The sequence below is a fragment of the Streptomyces albiaxialis genome (assembly GCF_039530985.1).
Taxonomy (GTDB): Bacteria; Actinomycetota; Actinomycetes; order Streptomycetales; family Streptomycetaceae; genus Streptomyces; species Streptomyces albiaxialis.
Map to the genome: position 1 here is coordinate 466,707 of NZ_BAAAPE010000002.1, position 22,693 is coordinate 489,399.

22 protein-coding genes and 1 pseudogene are annotated in these 22,693 nt (G+C 71.1%); 15 read left to right on the plus strand and 8 right to left on the minus strand.

Annotation, left to right across the window (positions count from 1 at the left end; translation table 11 throughout):
* Positions 1 to 14 precede the first annotated feature (14 nt).
* The 4 genes from ABD343_RS07065 to ABD343_RS07080 all read left to right on the plus strand — a co-directional run bounded on the left by ABD343_RS07065 (position 15) and on the right by ABD343_RS07080 (position 3,160).
* Entirely contained in the window at positions 15 to 767 is a 753-nt protein-coding gene (locus ABD343_RS07065; RefSeq protein ID WP_344525188.1) for a CBS domain-containing protein, read from the plus strand.
* Between the two features lie 19 nt (positions 768 to 786).
* On the plus strand, positions 787 to 1,269 hold the full coding sequence (locus ABD343_RS07070) for a Crp/Fnr family transcriptional regulator (protein ID WP_425578112.1): 483 nt from the start codon (positions 787 to 789) through the stop codon (positions 1,267 to 1,269).
* A gap of 42 nt (positions 1,270 to 1,311) precedes the next feature.
* Positions 1,312 to 1,950 (plus strand): CBS domain-containing protein, encoded by a 639-nt coding sequence (locus tag ABD343_RS07075; RefSeq protein ID WP_344525190.1) that lies wholly within the window; start codon positions 1,312 to 1,314, stop codon positions 1,948 to 1,950.
* Between the two features lie 475 nt (positions 1,951 to 2,425).
* Positions 2,426 to 3,160: a response regulator gene (locus tag ABD343_RS07080; RefSeq protein WP_344525192.1), complete on the plus strand. Its 735-nt coding sequence runs from the start codon at positions 2,426 to 2,428 to the stop codon at positions 3,158 to 3,160.
* 11 nt (positions 3,161 to 3,171) lie between these two features.
* Here ABD343_RS07080 and ABD343_RS07085 read toward each other — a convergent pair whose 3' ends face one another.
* Positions 3,172 to 4,929, minus strand: coding sequence for a GAF domain-containing sensor histidine kinase (locus ABD343_RS07085; protein WP_344525194.1), 1,758 nt, complete (start codon positions 4,927 to 4,929; stop codon positions 3,172 to 3,174).
* 96 nt (positions 4,930 to 5,025) lie between these two features.
* Between ABD343_RS07085 and ppk2 the strand changes: the two genes are divergently transcribed.
* On the plus strand, positions 5,026 to 5,847 hold the full coding sequence (gene ppk2 / locus ABD343_RS07090) for a polyphosphate kinase 2 (protein ID WP_344525196.1): 822 nt from the start codon (positions 5,026 to 5,028) through the stop codon (positions 5,845 to 5,847).
* A gap of 259 nt (positions 5,848 to 6,106) precedes the next feature.
* Here ppk2 and ABD343_RS07095 read toward each other — a convergent pair whose 3' ends face one another.
* A complete protein-coding gene (locus tag ABD343_RS07095) occupies positions 6,107 to 7,078 on the minus strand; it encodes an SDR family NAD(P)-dependent oxidoreductase (protein ID WP_344525198.1) in 972 nt (323 codons plus the stop codon).
* 63 nt (positions 7,079 to 7,141) lie between these two features.
* On the opposite strand from ABD343_RS07095, the gene ABD343_RS07100 reads away from it, so the two are divergent.
* Positions 7,142 to 7,714, plus strand: a complete 573-nt coding sequence (locus ABD343_RS07100; RefSeq protein WP_425578113.1) for a TetR/AcrR family transcriptional regulator — start codon at positions 7,142 to 7,144, stop codon at positions 7,712 to 7,714.
* A 142-nt stretch (positions 7,715 to 7,856) separates the two neighbouring features.
* A pseudogene (locus ABD343_RS07105) lies at positions 7,857 to 8,078 on the plus strand (phosphotransferase); the annotation flags it as partial.
* A gap of 199 nt (positions 8,079 to 8,277) precedes the next feature.
* Here ABD343_RS07105 and ABD343_RS07110 read toward each other — a convergent pair.
* Positions 8,278 to 9,009 (minus strand): SDR family oxidoreductase, encoded by a 732-nt coding sequence (locus ABD343_RS07110; RefSeq protein WP_344525200.1) that lies wholly within the window; start codon positions 9,007 to 9,009, stop codon positions 8,278 to 8,280.
* A 173-nt stretch (positions 9,010 to 9,182) separates the two neighbouring features.
* Between ABD343_RS07110 and ABD343_RS07115 the strand changes: the two genes are divergently transcribed.
* From ABD343_RS07115 to ABD343_RS07135, 5 genes are all read left to right on the plus strand, one after another.
* Positions 9,183 to 9,773, plus strand: a complete 591-nt coding sequence (locus ABD343_RS07115; RefSeq protein WP_344525202.1) for a TetR/AcrR family transcriptional regulator — start codon at positions 9,183 to 9,185, stop codon at positions 9,771 to 9,773.
* Between the two features lie 989 nt (positions 9,774 to 10,762).
* Positions 10,763 to 12,043, plus strand: coding sequence for a cation:proton antiporter (locus tag ABD343_RS07120; RefSeq protein WP_344525204.1), 1,281 nt, complete (start codon positions 10,763 to 10,765; stop codon positions 12,041 to 12,043).
* A complete protein-coding gene (locus ABD343_RS07125; protein ID WP_344525206.1) occupies positions 12,040 to 12,774 on the plus strand; it encodes a response regulator in 735 nt (244 codons plus the stop codon). Before ABD343_RS07120 ends, ABD343_RS07125 begins: the two co-directional genes overlap by 4 nt.
* Before the next feature lie 110 nt (positions 12,775 to 12,884).
* Positions 12,885 to 14,246 carry a TrkH family potassium uptake protein gene (locus tag ABD343_RS07130; protein WP_344525208.1) on the plus strand — a complete coding sequence of 454 codons (1,362 nt, stop codon included), beginning with the start codon at positions 12,885 to 12,887 and terminating at the stop codon, positions 14,244 to 14,246.
* 20 nt (positions 14,247 to 14,266) lie between these two features.
* Complete coding sequence (locus tag ABD343_RS07135) at positions 14,267 to 15,001, plus strand: potassium channel family protein (protein ID WP_344525210.1); 735 nt, start codon at positions 14,267 to 14,269, stop codon at positions 14,999 to 15,001.
* Between the two features lie 12 nt (positions 15,002 to 15,013).
* On the opposite strand, the gene ABD343_RS07140 is transcribed toward ABD343_RS07135, so the two are convergent.
* Together ABD343_RS07140 and ABD343_RS07145 are read right to left on the minus strand one after the other, a co-directional pair.
* Entirely contained in the window at positions 15,014 to 15,934 is a 921-nt protein-coding gene (locus tag ABD343_RS07140) for an RNA polymerase sigma-70 factor (protein WP_344525212.1), read from the minus strand.
* 86 nt (positions 15,935 to 16,020) lie between these two features.
* Positions 16,021 to 17,229 carry an NAD(P)/FAD-dependent oxidoreductase gene (locus ABD343_RS07145; protein WP_344525214.1) on the minus strand — a complete coding sequence of 403 codons (1,209 nt, stop codon included), beginning with the start codon at positions 17,227 to 17,229 and terminating at the stop codon, positions 16,021 to 16,023.
* A 252-nt stretch (positions 17,230 to 17,481) separates the two neighbouring features.
* Between ABD343_RS07145 and ABD343_RS07150 the strand changes: the two genes are divergently transcribed.
* Positions 17,482 to 17,949 (plus strand): phospholipase A2, encoded by a 468-nt coding sequence (locus tag ABD343_RS07150; protein ID WP_344525216.1) that lies wholly within the window; start codon positions 17,482 to 17,484, stop codon positions 17,947 to 17,949.
* A gap of 80 nt (positions 17,950 to 18,029) precedes the next feature.
* Here the strand turns inward: ABD343_RS07150 and ABD343_RS07155 are convergent, their stop codons facing one another.
* Positions 18,030 to 18,440 (minus strand): winged helix-turn-helix transcriptional regulator, encoded by a 411-nt coding sequence (locus ABD343_RS07155; RefSeq protein WP_344525218.1) that lies wholly within the window; start codon positions 18,438 to 18,440, stop codon positions 18,030 to 18,032.
* A gap of 157 nt (positions 18,441 to 18,597) precedes the next feature.
* Here ABD343_RS07155 and ABD343_RS07160 point away from each other — a divergent pair, with 157 nt between their 5' ends.
* Positions 18,598 to 19,242: an FMN-dependent NADH-azoreductase gene (locus tag ABD343_RS07160; protein WP_344525220.1), complete on the plus strand. Its 645-nt coding sequence runs from the start codon at positions 18,598 to 18,600 to the stop codon at positions 19,240 to 19,242.
* 74 nt (positions 19,243 to 19,316) lie between these two features.
* Here ABD343_RS07160 and ABD343_RS07165 read toward each other — a convergent pair whose 3' ends face one another.
* Together ABD343_RS07165 and ABD343_RS07170 are read right to left on the minus strand one after the other, a co-directional pair.
* A complete protein-coding gene (locus ABD343_RS07165; protein ID WP_344525222.1) occupies positions 19,317 to 20,756 on the minus strand; it encodes an amidase in 1,440 nt (479 codons plus the stop codon).
* Between the two features lie 43 nt (positions 20,757 to 20,799).
* Complete coding sequence (locus ABD343_RS07170) at positions 20,800 to 21,684, minus strand: helix-turn-helix transcriptional regulator (RefSeq protein WP_344525224.1); 885 nt, start codon at positions 21,682 to 21,684, stop codon at positions 20,800 to 20,802.
* A 230-nt stretch (positions 21,685 to 21,914) separates the two neighbouring features.
* Between ABD343_RS07170 and ABD343_RS07175 the strand changes: the two genes are divergently transcribed.
* Positions 21,915 to 22,643, plus strand: a complete 729-nt coding sequence (locus ABD343_RS07175; protein WP_344525226.1) for a type 1 glutamine amidotransferase domain-containing protein — start codon at positions 21,915 to 21,917, stop codon at positions 22,641 to 22,643.
* Positions 22,644 to 22,693 lie beyond the last annotated feature (50 nt).

Here is a 22,693-nt window from a genome sequence, read left to right on the forward strand (position 1 = left end):
GTGAGGTGAGTCCCGTGAAGCACCGCAGGATCGAGAACGTGATGACACACGAGGTCGTCCACGTGCAGAGGTGGGCCTCGTTCAAGCGCGTGGCGCGGCTGCTCGCCGAGTACCGCATCAGCGGCCTGCCGGTCACGGACGCGGCGGGGCACGTCCTCGGTGTGGTCTCCGAGGCCGACCTCCTCGCCCGGCAGGCCGACCAGGAAGACCGGCACCGGGCCGACATACGGCGCCACGGCGCCCCCGCGTGGCTGCGCCGACTGGCCCGGGGCCGTGCGGGACGCCGGGAGGCGGTCAAGGCCCGCGCGATGACCGCGGGCGAGCTGATGTCGGCGCCGGCGGTGACCGTACGGCCCGGCGACACGGTCACCGAGGCCGCGCGCACGATGGCACGGCACGGCGTGAAGCGGCTGCCGGTCGTCGGCGAGGACGGGCGGCTGACCGGGATCGTCACCCGGCACGACCTGCTGCGTGTCTTCCTCCGCCGGGACCCGGAGATCGCTGCCGAGGTCGCCAACGAGGTACTCGTCCGCACGTTGTGGCTGGCCCGGAACGCCCTCGACATCACCGTCGAGGACGGTGTGGTGACCCTCGAAGGGCAGCTCGAACGCCGCAGCGAGATCCCCATCGCCCTGCGCATGACCGAGCACGTGGACGGTGTGGTCTCGGTGATCGACAAACTCACGTACCACATCGACGACTCCGACCTGCCGCCCACCGGCCCCGGGCTACGGGACGTGGACGACACCTGGATGCGCAAGCTGTGAGACCGGAAGGGACCATGTCGTGATCACGAAGACCCGGCTGTTGGCCACGCTCCCCGACGGCCATGGCGAGGAGCTGCTGCGCCTGTCGCGGGAGGTCTCTTTCCCGCCCGGCACCCGGCTCTTCCAGGAGGGCGACACCGCCGACCGCTTCTGGGTGCTGCGCAGCGGCACCGTGGCGCTCGAAGCACACGTCCCGGGCCGCCGCGCTCAGGTTCTGGAGACCTTGAGCAACGGCGAACTGCTCGGCTGGTCCTGGATGTTCGCGCCCTACCAGTGGCACCTGGGCGCACGGGCCGTGACACGGGTGCACGCCTACGAGTTCGACGCAGCCGCCGTACGGGAACTGTGCGCGCGCGACCTCGTGCTCGGCAGCGCTGTCACCGCCTTCGTCGCACGGATCATCGCCCGCAGACTCCAGGCCGCCCGCACCCGGCTCCTGGACCCGCCGCTGTCCCACGAGAAGGCCGAGGACCGCGACGAACGAGCCGCCGCCGACCTCTAGACCACGCCAACCGCGCCACGCGCATCCCCACAGGAGAACAAGATGGACCACGCACCGCACACCGTGAGCGACGTGATGACTCATACGGTCGTCGCCGTCGGCCGTCACGCCGGATTCAAGGAGATCATCAAGATCATGGAGCAGTGGAAGGTCAGCGCCCTTCCCGTGCTGGAGGGCGAGGGCCGCGTCATCGGCGTGGTCTCCGAGGCCGACCTGCTGCCCAAGGAAGAGTTCCGCGACGCCGTACCCGCCCCCGCGGGCCGGGTACGCCGCGTCGCGGAGCTGGCCAAGGCCGGGGCCCGTACCGCCGAGGAGCTGATGAGCGCCCCTGCGGTCACCGTCCACGCCGACGCGTCCCTCGCCGAGGCCGCCCGCATCATGGCACGCAGGCACGTCAAGCGGCTGCCCGTGACCGGCCCGGACGGCATGCTGGAGGGCGTCGTGAGCCGCAGTGACCTGCTCAAGGTTTTTCTCCGCCCGGACGAGGAGCTGGCCGAGGAAGTACGCCGCAAGCTCGCCGAGCTCTTCCCCGTACCCCTCGAACCCCTGCACGTCACCGCGTCCGATGGCGTCGTCACGGTCACCGGCACGGTCCGTGACCCCGCGCTCGCGCCGCTGGCCACCCACCTCGTCCGGGGCGTGGAAGGCGTCGTCGGCGTCGACTGCCGACTCCTCGGCTGAGAGCCCGCTCCCTGACCTTTCAGCCGTTGCAGGGCGAGAGGGGGCGGTCTCGATGAGTTCGGGCGGCGGCGGGAGTCTGATGGAGGACACCCGATCTCTGGAGGCCGCCCCATGGCTGAACCACACGTGCCGGAAACCCGGAGAGCCCTGGAACAGGCGATCCATGCCGAACGGTTGGCAGCGAGGACATCCGCCGGCCATTGGGGCTTGAGCGGACACCTCCAGTGGCCACAACGACTGCCGTGGCCCGGTTCTTCGCCGGCCGCGATTTCACCGTCGCGAGCAAAACCGCGATCGCGGGCTTGCGGCAGGCCGCACAGTCGCCTGCGAGGACATGGAGGGGGACGGTGCGGCAGTCCTGCGCGCCCGACTGCGCTCAGGTTGAAGAACAATCTCAGACACGGCGAAGCGGGGTGTGGACCGTTCGACTCGTCGGGCTGAACACTGGTGCGACGGCGACTGGGAGGGGAGCCCTATGACCGACACACGGGAATTCTCACGGAACAATCCGATCCGCGTCTTCCTGCTCGACGACCACGAGGTGGTGCGGCGCGGGCTCGCCGACCTGCTGGGAGTCGAGGAGGACATCGAGGTCGTCGGCGAGGCGGCCAGGGCCGACCAGGCTCTCACCCGGGTCCCCGCGCTGCGCCCGCACGTCGCGGTGCTCGACGTACGGCTGCCCGAGAGCGACGGCATCACGGTCTGCCGCGAGCTGCGCGACCAACTCCCCCAGATCGCCTGTCTGATGCTGACCTCCTTCGATGAGGAGGACGCCCTGCTCGACTCGATCATGGCCGGGGCCTCGGGGTACGTCCTCAAGCAGATCGAGGGCGCCGACCTCGTCGACGCGGTCCGCACCGTCGCCTCCGGCAAGTCCATGCTCGACCCCTCGGCCGTCGGCGTCCTGATGCGCTCTCTGCGCGCCGACCCGGCCGAACCGCCGGAGCCCCGGCAGGATTCCCGAGTGGCCGGACTGACCCCTCGCGAGCAGGACATCCTCCGGCTGATCGGCGAGGGGCTCACCAACCGGGAGATCGGCAAGCGGCTCTACCTCTCGGAGAAGACCGTCAAGAACAACATCTCACGACTCCTCGGCAAGCTCGGTGTCCAGCGCCGGGTCCAGGCGGCGGTCCTCGCCAGCGGCCTCGAGCCTCCGACCGAGGACGACGACCCCACCGGCCCCCGGTCCTCGGGCAGCCGGAGGCCGTAAGCGGCTGGCGCTCAGGCCCCCGCGCCGGACGGGGCCGGGTGCCCCGGCAGCGGCACCCGCCAGCACAGCCGGGCACCGCCCCCGTCGGCCTGCCCCAGCTCCAGGGCGCCGCCGAGCCGTTCGGCGCGCTGGGCGAGGTTGCGCAGGCCGCTGCGGCGGGACTGTTCGGGCAGGCCGCGCCCGTTGTCGGTGACGGTCAGGGCCAGCCGTCCCTCCCCGGCGGTCAGATGGACGTCCACCGCGCTCGCTCCCGCGTGCCGGGCGACGTTGCTCAGCGCCTCCTTCAGCACGGCCACCACCTGATCGGCGAACGGCAGCGGCACGGACGTGTCCACCAGCCCCTCCACGCGCAGCGCCGGGGTGAAGCCCAGCATCCGCGCCGCGTCCTCCACGGTCTCGGCCGTCCGTGCGCGCAGCCCGGCCCGTTCCCGTTCGCCGTCCGTCTCCGGTGCCTGCAAGCCGAAGATGGTCGAGCGAATGATCTTGATGGTGCTGTCCAGATCCCGTACCGCCCGCGTCAGCCGCTCGCGCATCTCCGGCCGGTCGGCGAGCCGCTGCGCGCTCTGCAGCGTCATCCCCGTGGCGAACAGCCGTTGGATCGCGAGGTCGTGCAGGTCCTTGGCGATACGGTCACGCTCCTCCAGCAGCGCCACCGCCTCCGCGTCCCGGCGCCGCTCGGCCACCTCCATCGCCAACGCGACCTGGCTCGCGAACCCGAGTGCCGGGGCGATCTCGGCCTCGGCGAACGGCACTCCGCGCTCCGCGCGTGCCAGCACGAGCACGCCCCGCGCCTCCTCGCCCGCGCCCATCGGCACGGCCACGGCGGGGCCGAGCCCGGACCACGCGGCACCGGACTCCCCCACCCGCGGATCGCGCCGGACGTCCACACTCGCCACCGGCGCCTCGGCGCCGAACGCCTCCTCCACGAAGCCGTCGTGCCGCTGCACGGACGCCCCACGGAACGCCTCGGCGCCCAGCCCTTCCGCCAGTCCCGTGCGCAGCCCCTCGCTGCCCTCGACCGGCAGCACCACAGCAGCCAGGTCGGCGGCGACCACGTCCTTCGCGCGCCGCACGATCAGCTCCAGGACCTCCCCGCGGGGGGCACCGGACAGCAGCGTCCCGATGACCTCGGCCCCGGCCGCCGACCACTGCTCGCGGCGCCGCGCCTCCTCATACAGTTGCGCGTTCTCGATCGCCACGCCGGCGGCGGCCGCGAGCGTGGAGAGCACCGCCTCGTCCTCCGCGTCGAACTCCTTCGCCGAGCGCTTCTCGGTCAGGTAGAAGTTCCCGAACACCTCTTCCCGCACCCGTACCGGCACGCCCAGGAACGAGTGCATCGGCGGATGCCCGGGCGGGAACCCGTACGACGCCGGGTGCTGCGACAGCTCCTCCAGCCGCAGCGGCTCCGGATGCCGGATCAGCTCGCCCAGGATGCCGTGTCCGCTCGGCAACTCACCGATATCCGCCACCTGGTCGGGGCTCAGCCCAACCGTCAGGAACTGCGACAGCCCACGGTCCTCCCCGGCCTTCGCGACCACCCCGAGCGCGCCGTACTCCGCGTCGACGAGCACGACCGCCGCCTCCACGATCTGCTTGAGCACCTGCGCGACGTCCAGCCCCCGCCCGATCGACAGCACCGCTTCCAACAGCCCGTGCAGCCGGTCCTGCGTCCCCCGCACCTCGCCGATGCGCCGCTCCAGCTCCTCCAGCAGCTCATCGAGCCGCAGCCGCGGCACCCCTGCCCCGGCATCCGCAGAATCACCGTTCATCGTGCCGTCCCACCCCTGTCCAGGCAGCCGAATTCCCGAGTCCCCCGGATACACGCCATGCTGCCGAGGCATAGGCAGCTACGGAAGGGGACCGGGATGAACGATGGCACCACCGCGAGGCGCGGCCGACTGCGCAGAAAGGTCTACGAGAAGGAGCTCTTCCGCCTCCAGACGGAGCTGGTGAAGCTCCAGGAGTGGGTGCGCGTCGAGGGCGCCCGCCTCGTGGTCGTCTTCGAGGGCCGTGACGCAGCGGGCAAGGGAGGCGCCATCAAGCGGGTGACGGAGCACCTCAACCCCCGCTTCGCCCGTGTCGCCGCGCTCCCCGCGCCCAGCGAACGCGAACGCGGCCAGTGGTACTTCCAGCGCTACACCGCGCACCTCCCCACGGAGGGCGAGATCGTGCTGTTCGACCGGAGCTGGTACAACCGCGCCGGGGTCGAGCGGGTCATGGGCTTCTGCACGGACGAGGAGTACCGCCGCTTCCTGCGCCAGTGCCCCGTCTTCGAGCACCTCCTCATCGAGGACGGCATCCTGCTGCGCAAGTACTGGTTCTCCGTGAGCGACGCCGTCCAGCAACAGCGCTTCCGCAGCAGACTCGAAGACCCCACCCGCCGCTGGAAACTGTCGCCCATGGACCTGGAGGCGATCACGCGGTGGGAGTCCTACTCCCGCGCGAAGGACGAGATGTTCGCTCACACGGACGCCGACGAGTCACCCTGGTACGTCGTTGACAGCGACGACAAACGCCGGGCCCGCCTCAACATGATCGCCCACCTCCTCTCCACCGTCCCCTACCGCGCGGTCGAGCCCCCGGTGCTCAGCCTCCCACCGCGCCCAGCCGCTACCGGCTACGCCAGGCCCCCGTGGGACCGACAACGACACGTGCCCGACCATTCGTCACCGCTCGACAGCCAGTGACCCTCGGAACGGACCGAAGTGAATTGATCTCCGTCTCAGACCGCGGATAGAGGAACCGCAACGTGGGCGACGGAATTGACACCGATTGCCGAACCTGCAAGGACGGCCTCTCGGCCCCCACAGAGCGATCGGGAACGGCCGGGCGCCCACACGTACCGTTCAGGCAGCAAGCGCCACGTCCAGCATCTTCGCGGCCTTGCCGATCGAGCCCGGCATCAGATGCCGGTAGACCTTGAACACTGCCATGCCTCGTCCAAGGTCAGACGCGCAGCAGGGCGGTCGAGACTGTCCAGAGGCGCTCGGCGGTGGCGGGGTCGAGTGCCCATTCCTTGACGCCGTGCGGGTGCTGCGCGAGGTCGGCGTGGTTCGGCACGGTGTAGGCCTCTTGTGAATCGTCGAGGTAGTGGCCTCCGGAGCGCGCGAACTCCGGGGCGACGGCCGCGACGATGCCGGTAGCGGCGCCCTGTTCGACCGTCTTGTACGTGAACACTCCGGCGGCTTCGGCCGCGTCGAGCGACTCTTTCTGTCGCGCGGTGAAGTTCCGCTGCAGTCCCGTCGCGACACCTCCGGGGTTCACCGCGTTGGCAATGATGCCGTCGGATGCCCAGCGGCGGGTCGCCTCGACGGCGAAGAGGGAGTTCGCCGTCTTCGACTGGGCGTAGGCGATCTGCGGGTCGTAGCCGCGACGCTCGAAGTGGAGGTCGTCGAAGTCGATACCGGCACGCATGTGCGCCGTCGAACTGACCGAGACGATCCGTGCTCCGTCGCGGTCGGCCGCCCCCAGGGCCAGGGCGTCATGAAGGCCGGTGGCGAGGGCGAAGTGGCCGAGGTGGTTCGTCGCGAATTGCAACTCCCAGCCCTCATGTGTGCGTTCGAGGCCACCGGTGACCACGCCCGCGTTGTTGATCAGCAGGTGAAGCGGGCCGTCCCACGCGTCGACGCATCGCGTGACGGTGGCCTTGTCGGCAAGGTCGAGCCGGACGACTCGGGGCCGTATCCCGCCCGTCGTTTTCTCGATCGTCTCCGCGACGGCGTTCCCCGCCGTCGCGTTCCGGACAGCGAGCGTCACCTCCGCTCCGGCAGCGGTCAACGCGCGAGCCGTCTCGGCCCCGATCCCGGAGGAAGCGCCCGTCACCATCGCGCGGACGCCGGTGAGGTCGACGCCCCGCAGCACCTCGTCCGCGGTGCTGGAGGCGGTGAAGGGTGTGGAGATGGGTTCGCGAGCAGCCATGGCGGCGACTATACGCGCTAGCCTTGATTTGTATAGTAAGACCCCTGCTCGTATGCTCCGCCCATGAGCAGTCCCGATGCCGGCCACCCCCCGTCGAGAGTCGCCGACACCGACCGCCGGACCATGGTTCTGGACTCCGCCATGGTCACGTTCGCGCGCTTCGGTTACCGGAAGACCTCGATGGAGGAGGTGGCCCGGGCGGCCGACATCTCCCGGCCCGGGCTCTACTTCCTCTTCTCCTCGAAGGACAGCCTGTTCCGCGCCGCCGTCACCCAGGCGTTGGAGCGCGACATCACGGCGGTCGAGCACGTCCTGGCCGACACCGGCCGCCCCCTCGCGGAGCGCCTCCTCGACGCCTTCGACCAGTGGGCGGGCCGGTACATCGGCCCGCTGGCGCGCGATGTGGCGGTGGTCATCGAGGACAACCCCGGCCTCCTGGGGGAGATCGTCGAGACCACGCCGCAGCGTTTCGAGCAACTGATCACGGACGCGATCGCCGTCGAGACGGGACACGCGGCGGCCGTCCGAGTCGCCCAGACGATGATCAGCACGTCCATCGGTCTCAAGCACCAGGCCGCATCACGGGACTTCTACCTCGAACGACTGGAGGTCGCCATCGATCTCCTAGTGCGCTGAATACGCCTGCCGACGCCCCGGGAGGGGGCCCGGCGCCCGGCCGGGCAGCCGGGTCCGCCCGCCGCCGCCCGTGGGCGATCCGGGCCATGAGGGCCTGCCCCAAGGCCTGTTGCGCAAGTGGCGATCGATTTCGACTGCGCGGGGGGTGGGAGACCCGGCGTGCGACATGTTCCCGGCGTGGAATCTGCTCCCGGCCGACGCGAGGGAAGTCTTCCGCGAGGCGCTCGCCGTGGACGACGCGACCTGGATCCGCGGCCGGGGGCGGACACTCTCGCAAGCACTGATCGCGCTGCCGACCTACCGCAGGACGAACCCCGCGATGGCACACAACGCCCGGCATGTGATCCGGGCGGTGCTGGACGAAGACCGAGCCATGCCGCTGTGCGCCGGGGCCGTGCCGCTCGCGATGGTCGACGGGGGCGAAGCGCGGCGGCCCGCCGCCGCGACCACACCAGACGGGCGGCCGCCCCGCCTTCCCCCGCCTCCCGACGGCCCGAGGGTTCAGTGGAGCTGACGCCTGTTCAGCAGGCGCGGGATGGACTGAGGCCGCCCGGTTTCGCGGACTATCCCTGGGCGGTGGGGCGAACCACGATGTCGCCTACATCGACACCGTCCGGCTGCTCGATGGCGAAGGCGATGGCGCGGGCCACCGCGTCCGGCGTAAGGCCGGTCTCCATCATCTTGTCGATCCGGGGTTTCACCGCCGGGTCCATGCGCTCCGCGAAGTCCGTACGGACGGCGCCGGGCGAGACGACGGTCACGCGCAGGCTGTCACCGGCCTCCTGGCGCAGGCCCTCGGAGATGGTGCGCACAGCGTTCTTCGTGCCGGCGTACACCGCCTGGAGCGGCACGATGCGCAGTCCGGCGGTGGAGACGGTGTTGACGAAGTGCCCGAAGCCCTGCTCCCGGAAGACGGGAAGGGCCTCGGCGATCCCGTACAGGACCCCTTTGAGGTTGACGTCGATCATCTCCTCCCAGTCCTCGACGCGCAGGTCGTCCAGACGGGAGAGCAGACCGACCCCGGCGTTGCTGACGAGGACGTCGAGCTTGCCGTAACGCTCGCGTGCCAGCTCGACGAGGCCGGAGACGTCCTCGCGTCGCGTCACGTCCGTGCGGGCCCAGACGGCTTCACCGCCCGCCTCCTCGATGCGGGCGGCCAGAGCCTCAAGACGCTCCGGACGACGGGCCCCGAGGACGATCTTCGCGCCGCGCTCCGCGAGCAGGAGCGCGGTCGCCTCGCCGATGCCGCTGCCCGCGCCCGTGATCATCACGACTTTGCCTTCGATTCCCGACATGAGGGGCGGTCCTTCCAGCGGAGGAGTGGGGGGCGGCGGCCGTGCCCTACAGTGAAAGTGGGGGCGCCGCCACTTAACGCACACTAAGTGGCGGCGCCCCCACTTAGCAAACGGAGACGGGCGTGGACAGGCAGAGACAGGCGGAGACACGTGGGAACAAGGGAGAGCCACTGATGGCCCGGGACGCAGGACGCCCACTGAGGGCTGACGCACAGCGGAACCGGGAGAAGATCCTGGCCGCCGCGGTGCACGTGTTCACCGAGGAGGGACTGGATGCGCACTTCGAACGCATCGCCAAGGAAGCGGGCGTGGGGAGCGGCACCCTCTACCGCAACTTCCCGACCCGGGAGGCTCTGATCGAGGCGGCGTACCGGAACGAAGTGGCCCGGCTGTGCGACGCCGTCCCCGGCCTCCTCGCGTCGATGTCACCGCCTGAAGCGCTGCGGGCCTGGACCCGGCGCTTCATCGACTACGCCACCGCCAAACTCGGCATGGCCGACGCCCTGCGCGCCGTCGTCGCCTCGGGAACCAACCCGTACGCCGAAAGCCACGAGATGATTCAGGCCGCCCTCTCCTCCCTCATGGACGCCAATACCGCTGCCGGAACGATCCGTTCGGACATCAGCCCGACCGACATGTTCGCCGCCCTGGCCGGCATCGCCCTCACCTCGGCCGAGCCCGCGCAGCGAGGGCAGGCCGAACGCCTCCTCGACCTCACCCTGGACGGCCTGAAACCCGCGCCGCCGCGGCCCCCTGAACCCTGAGAACTGACGGCGGACGCCCCGACGCCCGGGCCCGCCACCCCAGTCGGGCGGTACGCCTCGGCCCGTCAGGCACCCGACCGGACTGAGGCGGAGGCCACCGCGCGTGCCCTGGGTGGGGCCGCCCCCGTTGAAGTCACCGACCGGACCATCCCGGTCGAGGACCTGGACGAACCACCGCGCACCTTCACGCGGTACACCTGCGGCTACCGGGCCCAACGGATCGCCGACGACGTACGCGAGCCGCTGGAGGGCGCCTGGATCGCCGCCCACAACGCGAGCGTCGAATACCGGGCCCTCACGCGGCACCTGCCCGGATGGCAGCCCGCCGGAGTCATCGACACCCTGCGCCTGGCCGAACACGCGGACCCCGGCCGACAGGGCTACGGCCTCGACCGGCTGCTCGACCGCACCGGTCCCGACCTGAGCCGCGTCGCCGGACAACGCCACCGAGCACCCTTCGACGCCCGCGCCACGGCCCTGCTCCTCCTCCACCTGGCGGAGCACTACCCGACCTGGGCCGCACTCACTGCCGCCGCCGTCCCACCGGGCATGCCCGGCCACCCCTCCATCGCACCACCGTCCACGACAGAGGACACGCTGTGGTGACCCGCCCAGCCGTCGCCGGAACGCGCTCGCCGTCCGGGCCGCCGAACTCGGCCTCCCGGAGATGACCCTGTGCCCCACCGCGTGCGCACTGGTCATGTTCGCGGCGGTGCTGCTGAGCTTCGGGTAGGCCGAAGTTCCGGTTCTTTCGGTTGGGTCAACGCTGACCCCTCCGCCTCATGTTGCCGGGAAGGCGACGGTTGAGGCGCCCGTCCATCGAGGCGCGCTCCGTACTGTTGCCGGGTTCCGGCAATCTGGGGCTGTGCCCAAGTTCGTGCTATGCACCTGCCAATGTTGCGTCAAGGGTGTGTAAGGTTCCTCGCGGTGTGCCGGGAAGTCTGGTCGGCGGTCAGGGCTGGTATGTCTGCCGATCGGGGGGATCCTTCATGGTGCTGGTGGCTGTTTTCGGGGCGGCGTTGCTGGTCGCGGTGCTGTTGTCCGGGGTCGCGGCCCGTACGGTGCTGTCGACGTCGCTGCTGTTCCTCGTGGGTGGGGCGCTGGTCAGTGACGGGTTCCTGGGGCTGATCCACATCACGCCGGACAGCGCGATCGTGGCCACGACGGCGGATCTGGCGCTGTTCGCGGTGCTGTTCACGGACGGGATGCACGTCTCCTTCCCCACGCTGCGCGCCAACTGGAAGAACCCCGCGCGGGCGCTGGGGCTCGGGATGCCGCTGGCGTTCGTCGGCATGGCCCTGATCACCCACTACCTGGTGGGCCTGGACTGGACGACCTCCTTCCTGGTGGGAGCCGTTCTCGCGCCCACGGACCCGGTCTTCGCCTCGGCGATCGTGGGCCGTAAGGAAGTTCCGGCGAAGCTGCGCCAGCTCCTCAACGTCGAAAGCGGAATCAACGACGGGCTCGCGCTGCCCATCGTGCTGATCTTCATCGCCGCGGCCGGGCCGACGGCCGGGCACGCCGAGTCCTCGCTCGCGATGATCGGGCTGGAGCTGGTGCTGGGCCTGGCGTTCGGCATCGCGCTGCCACTGCTGGTCATCGGCCTGGTGCGCTTCCGGCTGCTGGGCGCCGAGCCGAAGTTGCAGCCGCTGCTGCCGCTGGCGATCGGCGTCATCCTGTACGCCGTCTGCCACTTGACCCACGCCAACCCCTACCTCGCCGCGTTCTCGGCCGGGGCCGTGCTGACCGCGCGCTCGCCCGAGGCCGAGAAGGCCTTCCGGCCGCTGGGAGAGGCGCTGGCGGAGCTGGCGAAGTTCGCCGCGCTGCTGGTCTTCGGCGCGCTGCTGACCCCGGGCCTGTTCTCGGACCTGTCGGTGGGCGGGTACGTCGTGGTGGTCCTGGCCATCGTGCTGATCCGCCCGGCCTCGCTGCTGGTCTCGCTGCTGGGCACCCGCTTCCCGCGCAAGGAGAAGCTGGTCGCCGCCTGGTTCGGGCCCAAGGGCTTCGCCTCGGTCGTCTACGGGCTGCTGGTCCTCCAGGCCGGGATCCCGCACGGCGAGGAGGCGTTCACCCTCATCGCGGTGTGCATCGCCTTCTCCATCGTCGCGCACAGCAGCACCGACGTACCGATCGCACGGATCTTCCACATCGACGAGGCCACCGACGAGACCACCGACGACGACAACGGCAAGGACGGCGACGGGGACGAAGTGCCGCGCCAAGGTTCCTCGGAAGCCTTCGAGAACCGGTCGGGTGACCTCAACCGATGACCCGGGTCCTGGTCGTGGAGGAGGAACCGCAGCTCGTACGCGACCTCGTGCTCGCGCTGAGGAACCGGGAGTACGAAGTGGACGCCGCTCCCGACGGTGCGAGCGCCGTGCGGCTGGCGGCCGTGCGGCGCCCGGACGTCGTCCTGCTCGACTCAGGGCTGCCCGACATGGACGGCGTCGAGGTGATCAGGGCCCTGCGGGAGTGGACCGGAAGCATCCGGGTCGAGGTCCTGGTGATCTCCGCGCGCCGGGAATCGGAGGAGAAGGTCAGGGTCCTCGACGCGGGGGCCGACGACTACGTCACCAAGCCCTTCGGCATGGACGAGCTGCTCGCCCGGCTGCGCGCCGCGGCCCGCCGTGCCGCAGCCCGCCGCGCGGACGCCAGGCGGACGCCGGGAGCGGCCGCCTGGGAAGTCGCCGGCGCCTCGGCTCTCGTCGTCGCCGGCGACGTCACCATCGACCTGGTGGCCAAGAAGGCCCGGCGCGAAGGCCGTCCCGTCCGGCTCTCCCCCACCGAGTGGCGCCTGCTGGAGACCCTCATCCGCAGCTCCGGCCGGGCCGTGCCGTACGAGCGGCTCCTCCAGGAGGTGTGGGGGCCCGGCCACCGCACCCGGACCGACTGCCTGCGGGTCCACATCACGTATCTGCGGCGCAAGCTCGAACAGGATCCGCGGCACCCCCGTCATCTGCTCAACGAGCCCCGCAGGGGATACCGCTTCGAGCAGACGTGACGCGCGGCGCGCTGTCCGGCGGGGGAACGCACTGGAGGGGCGGAGAACAGATGTCCGGTTAAGGTGGCGTCGGATCTTCGACAGGGCGGCGTAAGGGAAGCGGCAGGCGGATGGCTGGACCTCTGGCGCGGTTCTCGCTGCTGCGCGCGCATCCCGCCCGGGTGACGGTGCTGGCCTTCGCGTTCGCCGCACTGGCCGGCGCGGCCCTGCTGACGCTGCCGGTGGCGCGGGCCGACGGGACGTCGACGGGCTTCGTGACCGCGCTGTTCACCGCCGTCTCGGCCGTCTGCGTGACGGGGCTGGTGACGGTGGACACCGGCACGTACTGGTCCGGGTTCGGCGAGGGCGTCATCCTCACCCTGATCCAGATCGGTGGCTTCGGGATCATGACGCTGGCCTCGCTGCTCGCGCTGCTGGTCTCGGGGCGGCTGCGGCTGCGGATGCAGCTCACGGCGCAGGCGGAGACCAAGACGCTGGACATAGGGCAGGTGCGCCGGGTGCTGCTCGGTGTGGCGGGCACCACACTGATCGTGGAGCTGTCCGTGGCCGCCGCGCTCGCGCTGCGCTTCCGCTACGGGTACGCGATGTCCTTCGGCGAAGCCGTCCACCACGCGGTGTTCCACGCCGTCTCCGCGTTCAACAACGCCGGTTTCGGTCTCCGTCCCGACAACCTGATGCGGTACGTGACCGATCCGTGGGTGCAGCTTCCGATCTCGGCGGCCGTGATCCTGGGCGGCCTGGGCTTCCCCGTGCTGCTGGAGCTGCTGCGCCACCGTTCGCGCTCGCGCGGCCCGCGCCGCTGGTCGCTGCACACCAAGCTCACGCTGATCACCACGGCGGGGCTGCTGGCCACGGGCACGCTGCTGACGTGCCTGCTGGAGTGGCGGAACCCGGCGACGCTGGGCGCCCTGGACACCGGGCACAAGCTCCTCAACGGCTTCTTCCACTCCACGATGAGCCGCACGGCCGGCTTCAACGCGCTGGACATCGGGAAGATGGAACCGGCGACCCTGCTGAGCACCTGCGTGCTGATGTTCATCGGCGGCGGCAGCGCGGGCACGGCGGGCGGCATCAAGGTGACGACGTTCGCGGTGCTGGCCGTGGCGATCCTGGCGGAGGTGCGCGGCGAGCCCACCTCCGGCGTGCTGGGCCGCAAGCTCGCCCCGCACGTGCTGCGGCAGGCGCTGACCGTGGTGCTGCTCGGGGTCGGGCTGGTGACGAGCGCGACCCTGGCGCTGCTGACCGTCGTCAAGGCACCGTTCGAGTACGTACTGTTCGAGGCGGTCTCGGCGTTCGGCACCGTGGGACTCTCCGCGGGCATCACCTCCGACCTGGGAACGGGCGGGGAGCTGATCGTGATCCTGCTGATGTTCGTGGGCAGGCTGGGACCCGTGACCCTGGTGTCCGCGCTCGCGCTGCGCGAGCGGACGCGCCGCTATCAGCTTCCCGAAGAACGACCGATCATTGGCTGACCACGACCATGGGTGACCGCATGAGCCATCAACGCCACTCCCTCAGCCGCCGACGGCGCAAGCAGCAGTCCCCGCCCGCGGGAGGGCGCGGGCGGCGCAAGGCGGCCGATCAGCGGATCGCCGTGATCGGGCTCGGCCGGTTCGGCAGCTCGGTGGCCGTGGAGCTGATGCGGCGCGGCTGGGACGTACTGGGCCTGGACGAGAGCCCCCAACTGGTGCAGAGACTGGCCGACGCCCTCACCCACACCGCCGTGGCGGACTGCACCGACATGGAAGCGCTGCGCCAGCTCGGCGTCCACGAGTTCTCCAGCGCCGTCGTCGGCATCGGCACCGACATCGAGGCGAGCATCCTGGTGACCTCCAATCTGCTGGACGCCGAGGTCCCCAACATCTGGGCCAAGGCCATCAGCCGCCAGCACGGCCAGATCCTCGAACGCCTCGGCGCCCACCACGTCGTACTGCCCGAACACGAGATGGGCGAGCGGGTCGCCCACCTGGTCACCGGGCGGATGCTGGACTTCATCCAGTTCGACGACGACTACGCCCTCGTCAAGACCGTCGCCCCCGAGGTCGCCACCGGCCTGCCCCTGGGCGAATCCCGGGTGCGGTCCGAGCACGGGGTGACCGTGGTCGGCATCAAGCGGCCCGGCCAGGGCTTCACCTACGCGACGGCCGACACCGTCGTGGAGAAAGGCGACGTGATCGTGGTGACCGGCCGCACAGGGGACGTGGAGGCCTTCGCCAATCTCGCGTGACAGCGACGGAGGTCAGCGCAGGGTGAGCGGGGTCGTGGCGGTGATGCGGGACAGCTTCTCGGGGTTGCGGACGTAGTAGAGACCGGTGACGCGGGCGTCCTCGACGCTGATCGCCATGACGCCGTCGATCTCGCCGTCGAGGCGGACGAGGAGTGCCGGATGGCCGTTGACCATGGTCGGTTCGGTGGTGAGGGTGCCCTGGACCTTGCCGAGGCCGCCGGTGAACATCCGCGCCACCCGTTCGGCGCCCGTGACCGGCCGCAGCGTGGCGTGCCGGATGCCGCCGCCGTCGCCCATCAGGACGACCTGGGGGGCGAGCACGTCGAGGAGGATCTGCGGGTCCCCGGTGTCCACGGCGCGCCGGAACGACTCCAGGACCGCCCGGCCCTCGTCCGAGGAGACCTCCCGGCGCGGGCGGCGGGCGTCGACGTGGCGGCGGGCGCGGTGGGCGATCTGGCGTACGGCCGCGGGGCTCTTGCCGACGGCCTCGGCGATCTCGTCGTAGCCGACGTCGAAGGCCTCGCGCAGCACGAAGACGGCTCGTTCGGTCGGTGACAACGTCTCCAGGACGAGCATGAGCGCCATCGACACGCTCTCGGCGAGTTCGACGTCCTCGGCCACGTCGGGTGCGGTGAGCAGGGGCTCGGGCAGCCAGGGGCCGACGTAGGCCTCGCGGTGGCGCTTGAGGGCGCGCAGCCGGTTGAGGGCCTGGCGGGTGGTGATCCGGACGAGGAAGGCACGCTGGTCGCGCACCTGCCCCCGATCGGCCTTGACCCATTGCAGCCAGCTCTCCTGGAGGACGTCCTCGGCGTCGGCCGCCGAGCCGAGCACCTCGTAGGCGACGGTGAAGAGGAGGTTGCGGTGGGCGAGGAACGCCTCGGTGGTCGCCGGTTCGGTGGCGCCGTCGTTGCTCAACTCTCGTTCCTCGCTCACTTCTCGTCCCCTGCCCAACTCTCGTTCCTTCTCCTCTTCACCGCGCGCGGAGCCGGTGCCGGTGCCGGTGCCGGTGCCGGTGGCGCTCAGGCCGTCCGGTCGGCGGCGGCCGGGGCCTCGTCGCGGTGGGCGCGCAGTGACTGCCGCCGCTTCGCGATACCGCCCGGCGTCCGGTGCAGGCGGTACGAACCGGGCTTGCGTGCCTCTCCGGAGAGGTGCTTGGGGATGCCCTCGCACACCAGTTCCTTGATCCTGGCACCCAGGCCGTCTCCGATGTGCAGCCACACCGCGACGTCGGACCGGTTGGCGAACTGGTAGATACCCGCCCCGCGCCCCACGCTGACGCACTGGGCGTAGAGGCCCTGGTGGAGGTGGTCCGGCTCCTCACCGGCGAGCCGGCTGAGCACCGTGTCGGCGGCCCGCGCGCCCAGCGGGGTCGCGTTCAGGCAGCTCATCCGCAGCGGCACGCCGGACGGGGCCGCCGAGTCCCCGGCCGCGAGGACACGCGGGTCGTCCACGCTCGTCAGTGTCTCGTCCGTGAGCAGGCGGCCCGCGGCGTCGACGCTCAGTCCGCTGCGCGCGGCCAGGTCCGGGACGCCGAAACCGGCGGTCCAGACGGTCACCTCGCCCGGCACCTCGCGGCCGTCGGCGAGCCGCACGGCATCGCGGGACACCGCCGTCACCGTCGTGTCCGGGCCGTCGACGACCGTCACCCCGAGCCGGGCGAGCCACTTGGCGACCGAGCGCCTGCCCCGGGTGTGCAGATACGGGCCGAGGACGCCGCCGCAGACCAGGGTCACCCGGCGTCCCTCCTCCGCCAGTTCGGCGGCGGTCTCGATCCCGGCGGGGCCCGCGCCCACGACCGTCACCGCGGCCGTCGCGGGCACGGCGCCGAGGGCCGTACGCAGCCGCCGCGCCTCCTCCAGGGTGGCCGCCGGGTAGGCGAACTCGGCCGCCCCGGGCACGCTCGGTGCGGCGCTGACGCTGCCCGCCGCGTAGATCAGGTAGTCGTAGGCGAGCGTGCCGCCGGACGCGAGCGTCACGCCGCGCCCGGCCGCGTCGATCCGGGTGGCGGTGTCGACCACCAGCCGGACGCCTCCGGCCAGGACGTCCTGGAAGGCGACGACCGCGTCGTCGGTCCCGCCCACCAACTGGTGCAGGCGGACCCGGTGGACCAGTTCCGGACGCGGATTGACCAGCGTCACGGTCACGTCGTCGCGCCCCGTCAGCCGGTTCGCGGCCATCACGCCCGCGTATCCGCCACCGATCACAACCACCTGCGTGTTCCCCGCCATGGTGCCTCCTCCGATCACGGGTGTTCGGCCATACGTCACCGCGTCATCGGAGGCTGTGACAGGACGTGAGGCAGATCACTCAAGGCAGATCACTCAAGGCGGATCACTCAGGGCCCATCCCTCGGTCAGGTCGTGAGAGGGGCGCGTCCTTCGTCCGGGGGAACGGGTAGGGCATCGCGACTGGTCGACGAGGGGCGCGGACAACTTTCTGGCGGCCCGGAACGTCCGGGCCGGCGCCAGGAAGGACCGCCCATGCGCGCACGCCTCGCTCTCGCGACCGCCGCCCTGTCCCTGACCACGCTCCTCGGCGGAGCGGGGGTCGCCACCGCGGAGAGCAGCCCCGAACTGGTCCGGAAAGCCGACCGGATCATGGCGCTCCCGGCCGAGGAGTTCGCGACGACGGAGCACACGCCGCCCTTCGACTGGACCACGGACGGCTGCTCGGTGCCGGGCGGAATGGCCCCGTACATGAAGCTCTTCACCCCGGCGTGCGCGCTGCACGACTTCGGCTACCGGAACTACGGCAGCCACGCGCGCGGTCTGAGCCTCGACCCGACCCCCGGCCGCAAGAAGGCGATCGACACCAGGTTCCTGGAGGAGATGCAGCGTACGTGCGACAAGAAGAGGCCCGATCCGATCCGGCACACCGCCTGCTACGGGGCCGCCCAGACCTACTACGACGCTGTCCGCCTCGGCGGTGACAGCTCCTTCTACGCCTAGCCGAAGAACCGCCGGGGACCACGTCGTGGGGAACACGCCGGTGTCCGTGGTCCCCACGGCGAACTCCCGCTCCGGGCCGGTCAGTCGCGCTCGGCCGCCCGGGAGCGGTGGGCGAGGATCTCTCCGTGGTGGTCCGCGGCCCAGCCGATGAGCCGCATGGCGATCTCGTGCAGGCCGCGGCCGAGCGGGGCGAGGGCGTACTCCACGCGCGGAGGGACCTCGGCGTAGGCGGTGCGCGTGATCAAGCCGTCCTCGACGAGCTGGCGCAGCGTGTGCGTGAGCATGCGCTGGGAGATGCCGGGGATGCGGCGCTGGAGGTCGGTGTAGCGCAAGGGGCCGTTCTCCAGGACGGCGATGATCAGCATGCTCCACTTGTCGCCGACCCGGTCCAGCACCTGCCGGATGAAGGCCATGTGCTCGGCGGGGATGCTCGCGCACGGCCCGGCCGCGGCCGCCATCTCCGTATCGGTGCTGTCCTGCATGGCGCCCATTCCTCTCCGTCGCGCACATCCGTGTGCCTTTTGTACGGGCTTCCATACTGGCGCATCATGGCGCTACGAACAATTCGTAGGAATTGGAGGTCAGGCCCGGCCCCGACGGGTGTGCCGCTCCTGACCCCGCGCCCTCATCTCCCAGGAAGGCAACGCCATGTCGTACCTGCTGCACATCGACTCCTCCTCGCTCGGCGAGGACTCCGTATCCCGCCGGGTCGCCCAGTCCTTCCGCGGCCGGTGGCAGGGCCCGGTCGTCCACCGCGACCTGGCCGCCTCACCGGTGCCGCACCTGACGGCGGCGGGCATCACCGCCCGCGACACCGACCCGGACCGGCACACCCCCGAGCAGGCCAAGGCCCGGGCACTGCAGGACGAGCTGATCGAGGAGTTCCTCGGCGCGGGCGCGTACCTGTTCTCGGTACCGATGTACAACCTGTCCATGCCGTCGGTGTTCAAGGCGTGGCTGGACCAGATCGTCGTCAGGGACCGCACCTTCAGCCACGAAGGCGCCTCCCCCGCCGCGGGCCGCCCGGCCCTGCTGGTGTCCGCCCGGGGCGGCAGTTATGCCCCCGGCGCTCCGAGAGAGGGCCTGGACTACCTGGTGCCCACGCTGGAGACCGTCCTGGGCCACGAGGATCTCCTCGGCCTGGACGTCACCACCGTGACCCCCGAGCTGACCATGGCTCCCCACGCCCCGGCCCTCGCCTCGCTCCTCCCCCTGCACGAGGCATCCATGACGGCCGCCCATGACCACGCCCGCACTCTCGGCCCGGCCTTCGCCGCACGGGCTGCCGCCTGACGATCGCCGGACAACTGCCTGACGACCGACCGCCGGCCCGCTCCGTGGTCTACGGACAGGGAGGGGACGCCCCCTCAGAAGGCGGGTCGGCGGCCGTGGACGGGGCTGACCTTCTCCAGGCCCTCCGCGACGTCGAGGAGGAGGGCGTCGGCCCACCACCGGCTGACCAACTGGACCCCGAGCGGCAGGCCGTCGTCCGTGACGCCGAAGGGGAGCGCGACGGCGGGCAGGCCGGTCAGATTGAACGGTACGGTCGCCCGCATCACCGCGCGTGCCGGCAGGGAGACCCCGTCCACGTCGAGTCGGCCGCGGCCATGAGGCGGCGCGGGAAAGGGCGTTACGGGGCAGAGCAGGACGTCGTGATCGGCGAACCACGCGGCGAATCGCGCGCGGAGTCGCTCCACCTCGTGTTCGGCGGCGAGGTAATCGGCCGGCGGAACCTCGGCGGACTCCAGCGTGGCCGCGATGACGGGGTGCACCTCCGTCTCGCGGCCGGAGGCGACCGCGCGCAGGGCGGGCCGTACCTCCGGCGGGAACAGCGTCGCCGAGAGCAGGGTGCAGTCCCGCTCGGCGAGCCACGGCAGCTCGCTCTCCCGGACGTCGTGCCCCAACTCGGCCAGCGCCGTCGCCGCCGCGGCGACCGTGGCGGCGACCTGCCGGTCGACCGTGCCGAACGCCGCGGTGGTCCAGCCGATGCGCAGCCGGTCCCCGCCGCGGGTGCGGTCCGCGGAGGGCCGCGCCACGGCGTAGGGGTCGTGGCCGTCGGGCCCCTCCATGAGGGAGAGCGCCAGGCGCAGGTCGCGCACGCTGCGGGCCATGGGTCCCGCGTGCCACCAGCGGCGCGGCACGGCGGGAAAGTGGCCGGTCATCGGCACCCTGCCGTGGGTGGGCTTGATGGCGGCGATCCCGGTGTCGGCGGCGGGCCCGCGTACGGAGATGGCGACGTCGCTCCCGATGCCGAGCGGCGAGAGCCCGCTCGCGATGGCCGCGGACTCGCCGCCGCTGGAGCCTCCGGGAGTGCGCCGCGGGTCGTAGGGGTTCAGGGATCTGCCGGTGAGGCGGTTGTCCGTCTCGGTCCAGTAGGACATCTCCGGCAGGTTCGTCTTGGCCAGCAGGATGCCCCCGGCCTGCCGGAGACGGGCCACCGGGGTGGCGTCGGTGCCGGGCACCCGGTCGGCGAAGAGCCTCGATCCCCGGGTGGTGGGGACCCCCGCGGTGTCGAAAGAGTCCTTGACCGTGAAGGGGACTCCGCCGAGCGGGCCGTCGGCCGGTCGCGCCGCGGCGTGCAGAGCCTGCTCACCGAGCACGGTCACAAAGGCGTTCACCCGGTCCGCGACCGCCTCGATTCGGTCGAGATGGGCGGTCACCACCTCGACGGCGCTCACCGTGCCCGCCGAGATCAGCTTCGCGAGGCCGACGGCGTCCTGCCATACGAGATCGCTCGGCTCCTTCGGCTCCATCGGCTCCTTCGGCTCCGTCCGCTCCCTCGGCTCCATCGGCTCCCTCGGCTCCATCGGTTCCAGGGCCCCTTCCGGTCGTGGGTCGGCCGTCGGTGTGTCAGTCGCGTTCGGGTGCCGAACCGGGCGCGGGCGTTCCGGCGCCGGTGAGGGTCCACATGGCCAGGAGGTCGAGGGCCTGTCTGGACGACGAGCCGGGTTCCGCGGTGTAGATGAAGAGGGTGGTGTCGGCGTCTCCCGGCGGGATCAGCGTCTCGTACTCCACCGTCAGCTCACCGACCAAAGCATGGTGGAGCCGTTTGGAGCCGTGGGTGCGCTGGTGGACCCGGTGCTTTTCCCACCAGTTGTCGAATTCCGCGCTCTTTCCGCGCAGCTCCGCGATGAGATCGTTCGTCGCCTGGTCGTCCGGGTCCCGCCCCGCCTCCAGACGCAGGTTTTCCACCGCGGCCCGTGCCTGGTCCTCCCAGTCGACGAACAAGGACCGGGATTCCTCGCTGAGGAACATCCAGCGCGCGTAATTGCGGTGCCGGGCGGGCAACCGGTCGAAGTCGGTGAACAGCGCCTTGGCCAACCGGTTGGCCCCCAGGACGTCGCTGCGGCGGCCGAGGACCAGCACCGGTTCGCCGTCGAACGCGTCGATGAGCTGGCGGAGGCCTGGGCGGAGCCGTTGGACGCTCCGGCCGCGGCGCCGTGACGGCGTGTCCGTGACCCCGATGAGCGTGTGCAGGTAGGTGCGTCCCGCCTGGTCGAGGCCCAGGGCGCGGCAGAGTGCGTCCACGACACCGGGCGAAGGGGAGATCGGACGCCCCTGTTCGAGCCGGGTGTAGTAGTCGGTCGATACGCCGGCCAGGCGGGCGACCTCTTCCCGGCGCAGGCCCGGAACGCGCCGCGGACGGCTGTCCGGCGGAAGACCGGCCTGCTCGGGGTCCACTTGACCGCGGGCCTTCCGCAGGAAGTTTCCCAGCTCACGGTTGTTGTTGGCCATACCAACCAGTATCGCGGACGCGGCTGATTCCCGCGTGGCTCTCTCAGTCCTAGTCTTCCGGGTCCGCTGTCGCGCAGGGCCTGCTATGGGCGTCCGCGGCGACCTGCGGCGGGCCATGCTGAATGCAGGTCCTCATCGGGGCGAGGGACAGGGGACACATTCATTCCCTCTGCCGACTTCACGCTTTTCGCGATCACACCTTCACGCCTTTCCACGGAAAAGGAATTCTCATGAGCCAGGGCAAGGACACGAGCAAGGACAAGGACCAGGACAGGGTTCTCATCGTCATGTCGGCTGCCGACGTGTGGGAGCGCACCGACGGATCGAAGTACCCGACGGGTTACTGGGCGGAGGAGCTGGCCGCCCCGCACGCGGCGTTCGTGAAGGCCGGTTACACGGTCGACTTCGCTTCTCCGGGCGGGGTGCTCCAGCCGCTGGACGAGCACAGCGCCGACCCGGCGGTCGCGGGCGAGGAGTGCGCTCGCCACGTGGCACACGCCCAGCAGGCGCTCAAGGAGTTCGGCCCGCTGCTAAAGCTCGACGAGATCGACACGGACGACTACGTCGCGGTGGTGCTGCCCGGCGGCCACGGCCCGGTCGTCGACCTCTTCCAGGACGCCGACTTGGGTCGTCTGCTGGCGGAGGCGGACAAGGACGGCAAGCCCATCGGCGCGGTCTGCCACGGTCCGGCCGCGCTGCTGAGCGCCGAGGACGAGGACGGCAACTGGCTCTTCGCCGGGCGCAGGATGACGGCGTTCACCGACGAGGAGGAGCGGCTCTTCGGTACGGCCGAGGGCGCTCCGTGGCTGCTCGCCTCCCGGCTGCGGGAGCGGGGCGGGGTCCACGTCGAAGGGGCGGCGTACCAGCAGCACAACATCATCGACGGCAACCTCTTCACCGGCCAGAACCCCGCCTCCAGCGCCAGGCTGGCCGAGGACATGATCGCCGCGCTGCGCTGACGAACCACCCGGCGCACGAAGGGCGGACCCTCCCCCTCCGCCCTTCGTGC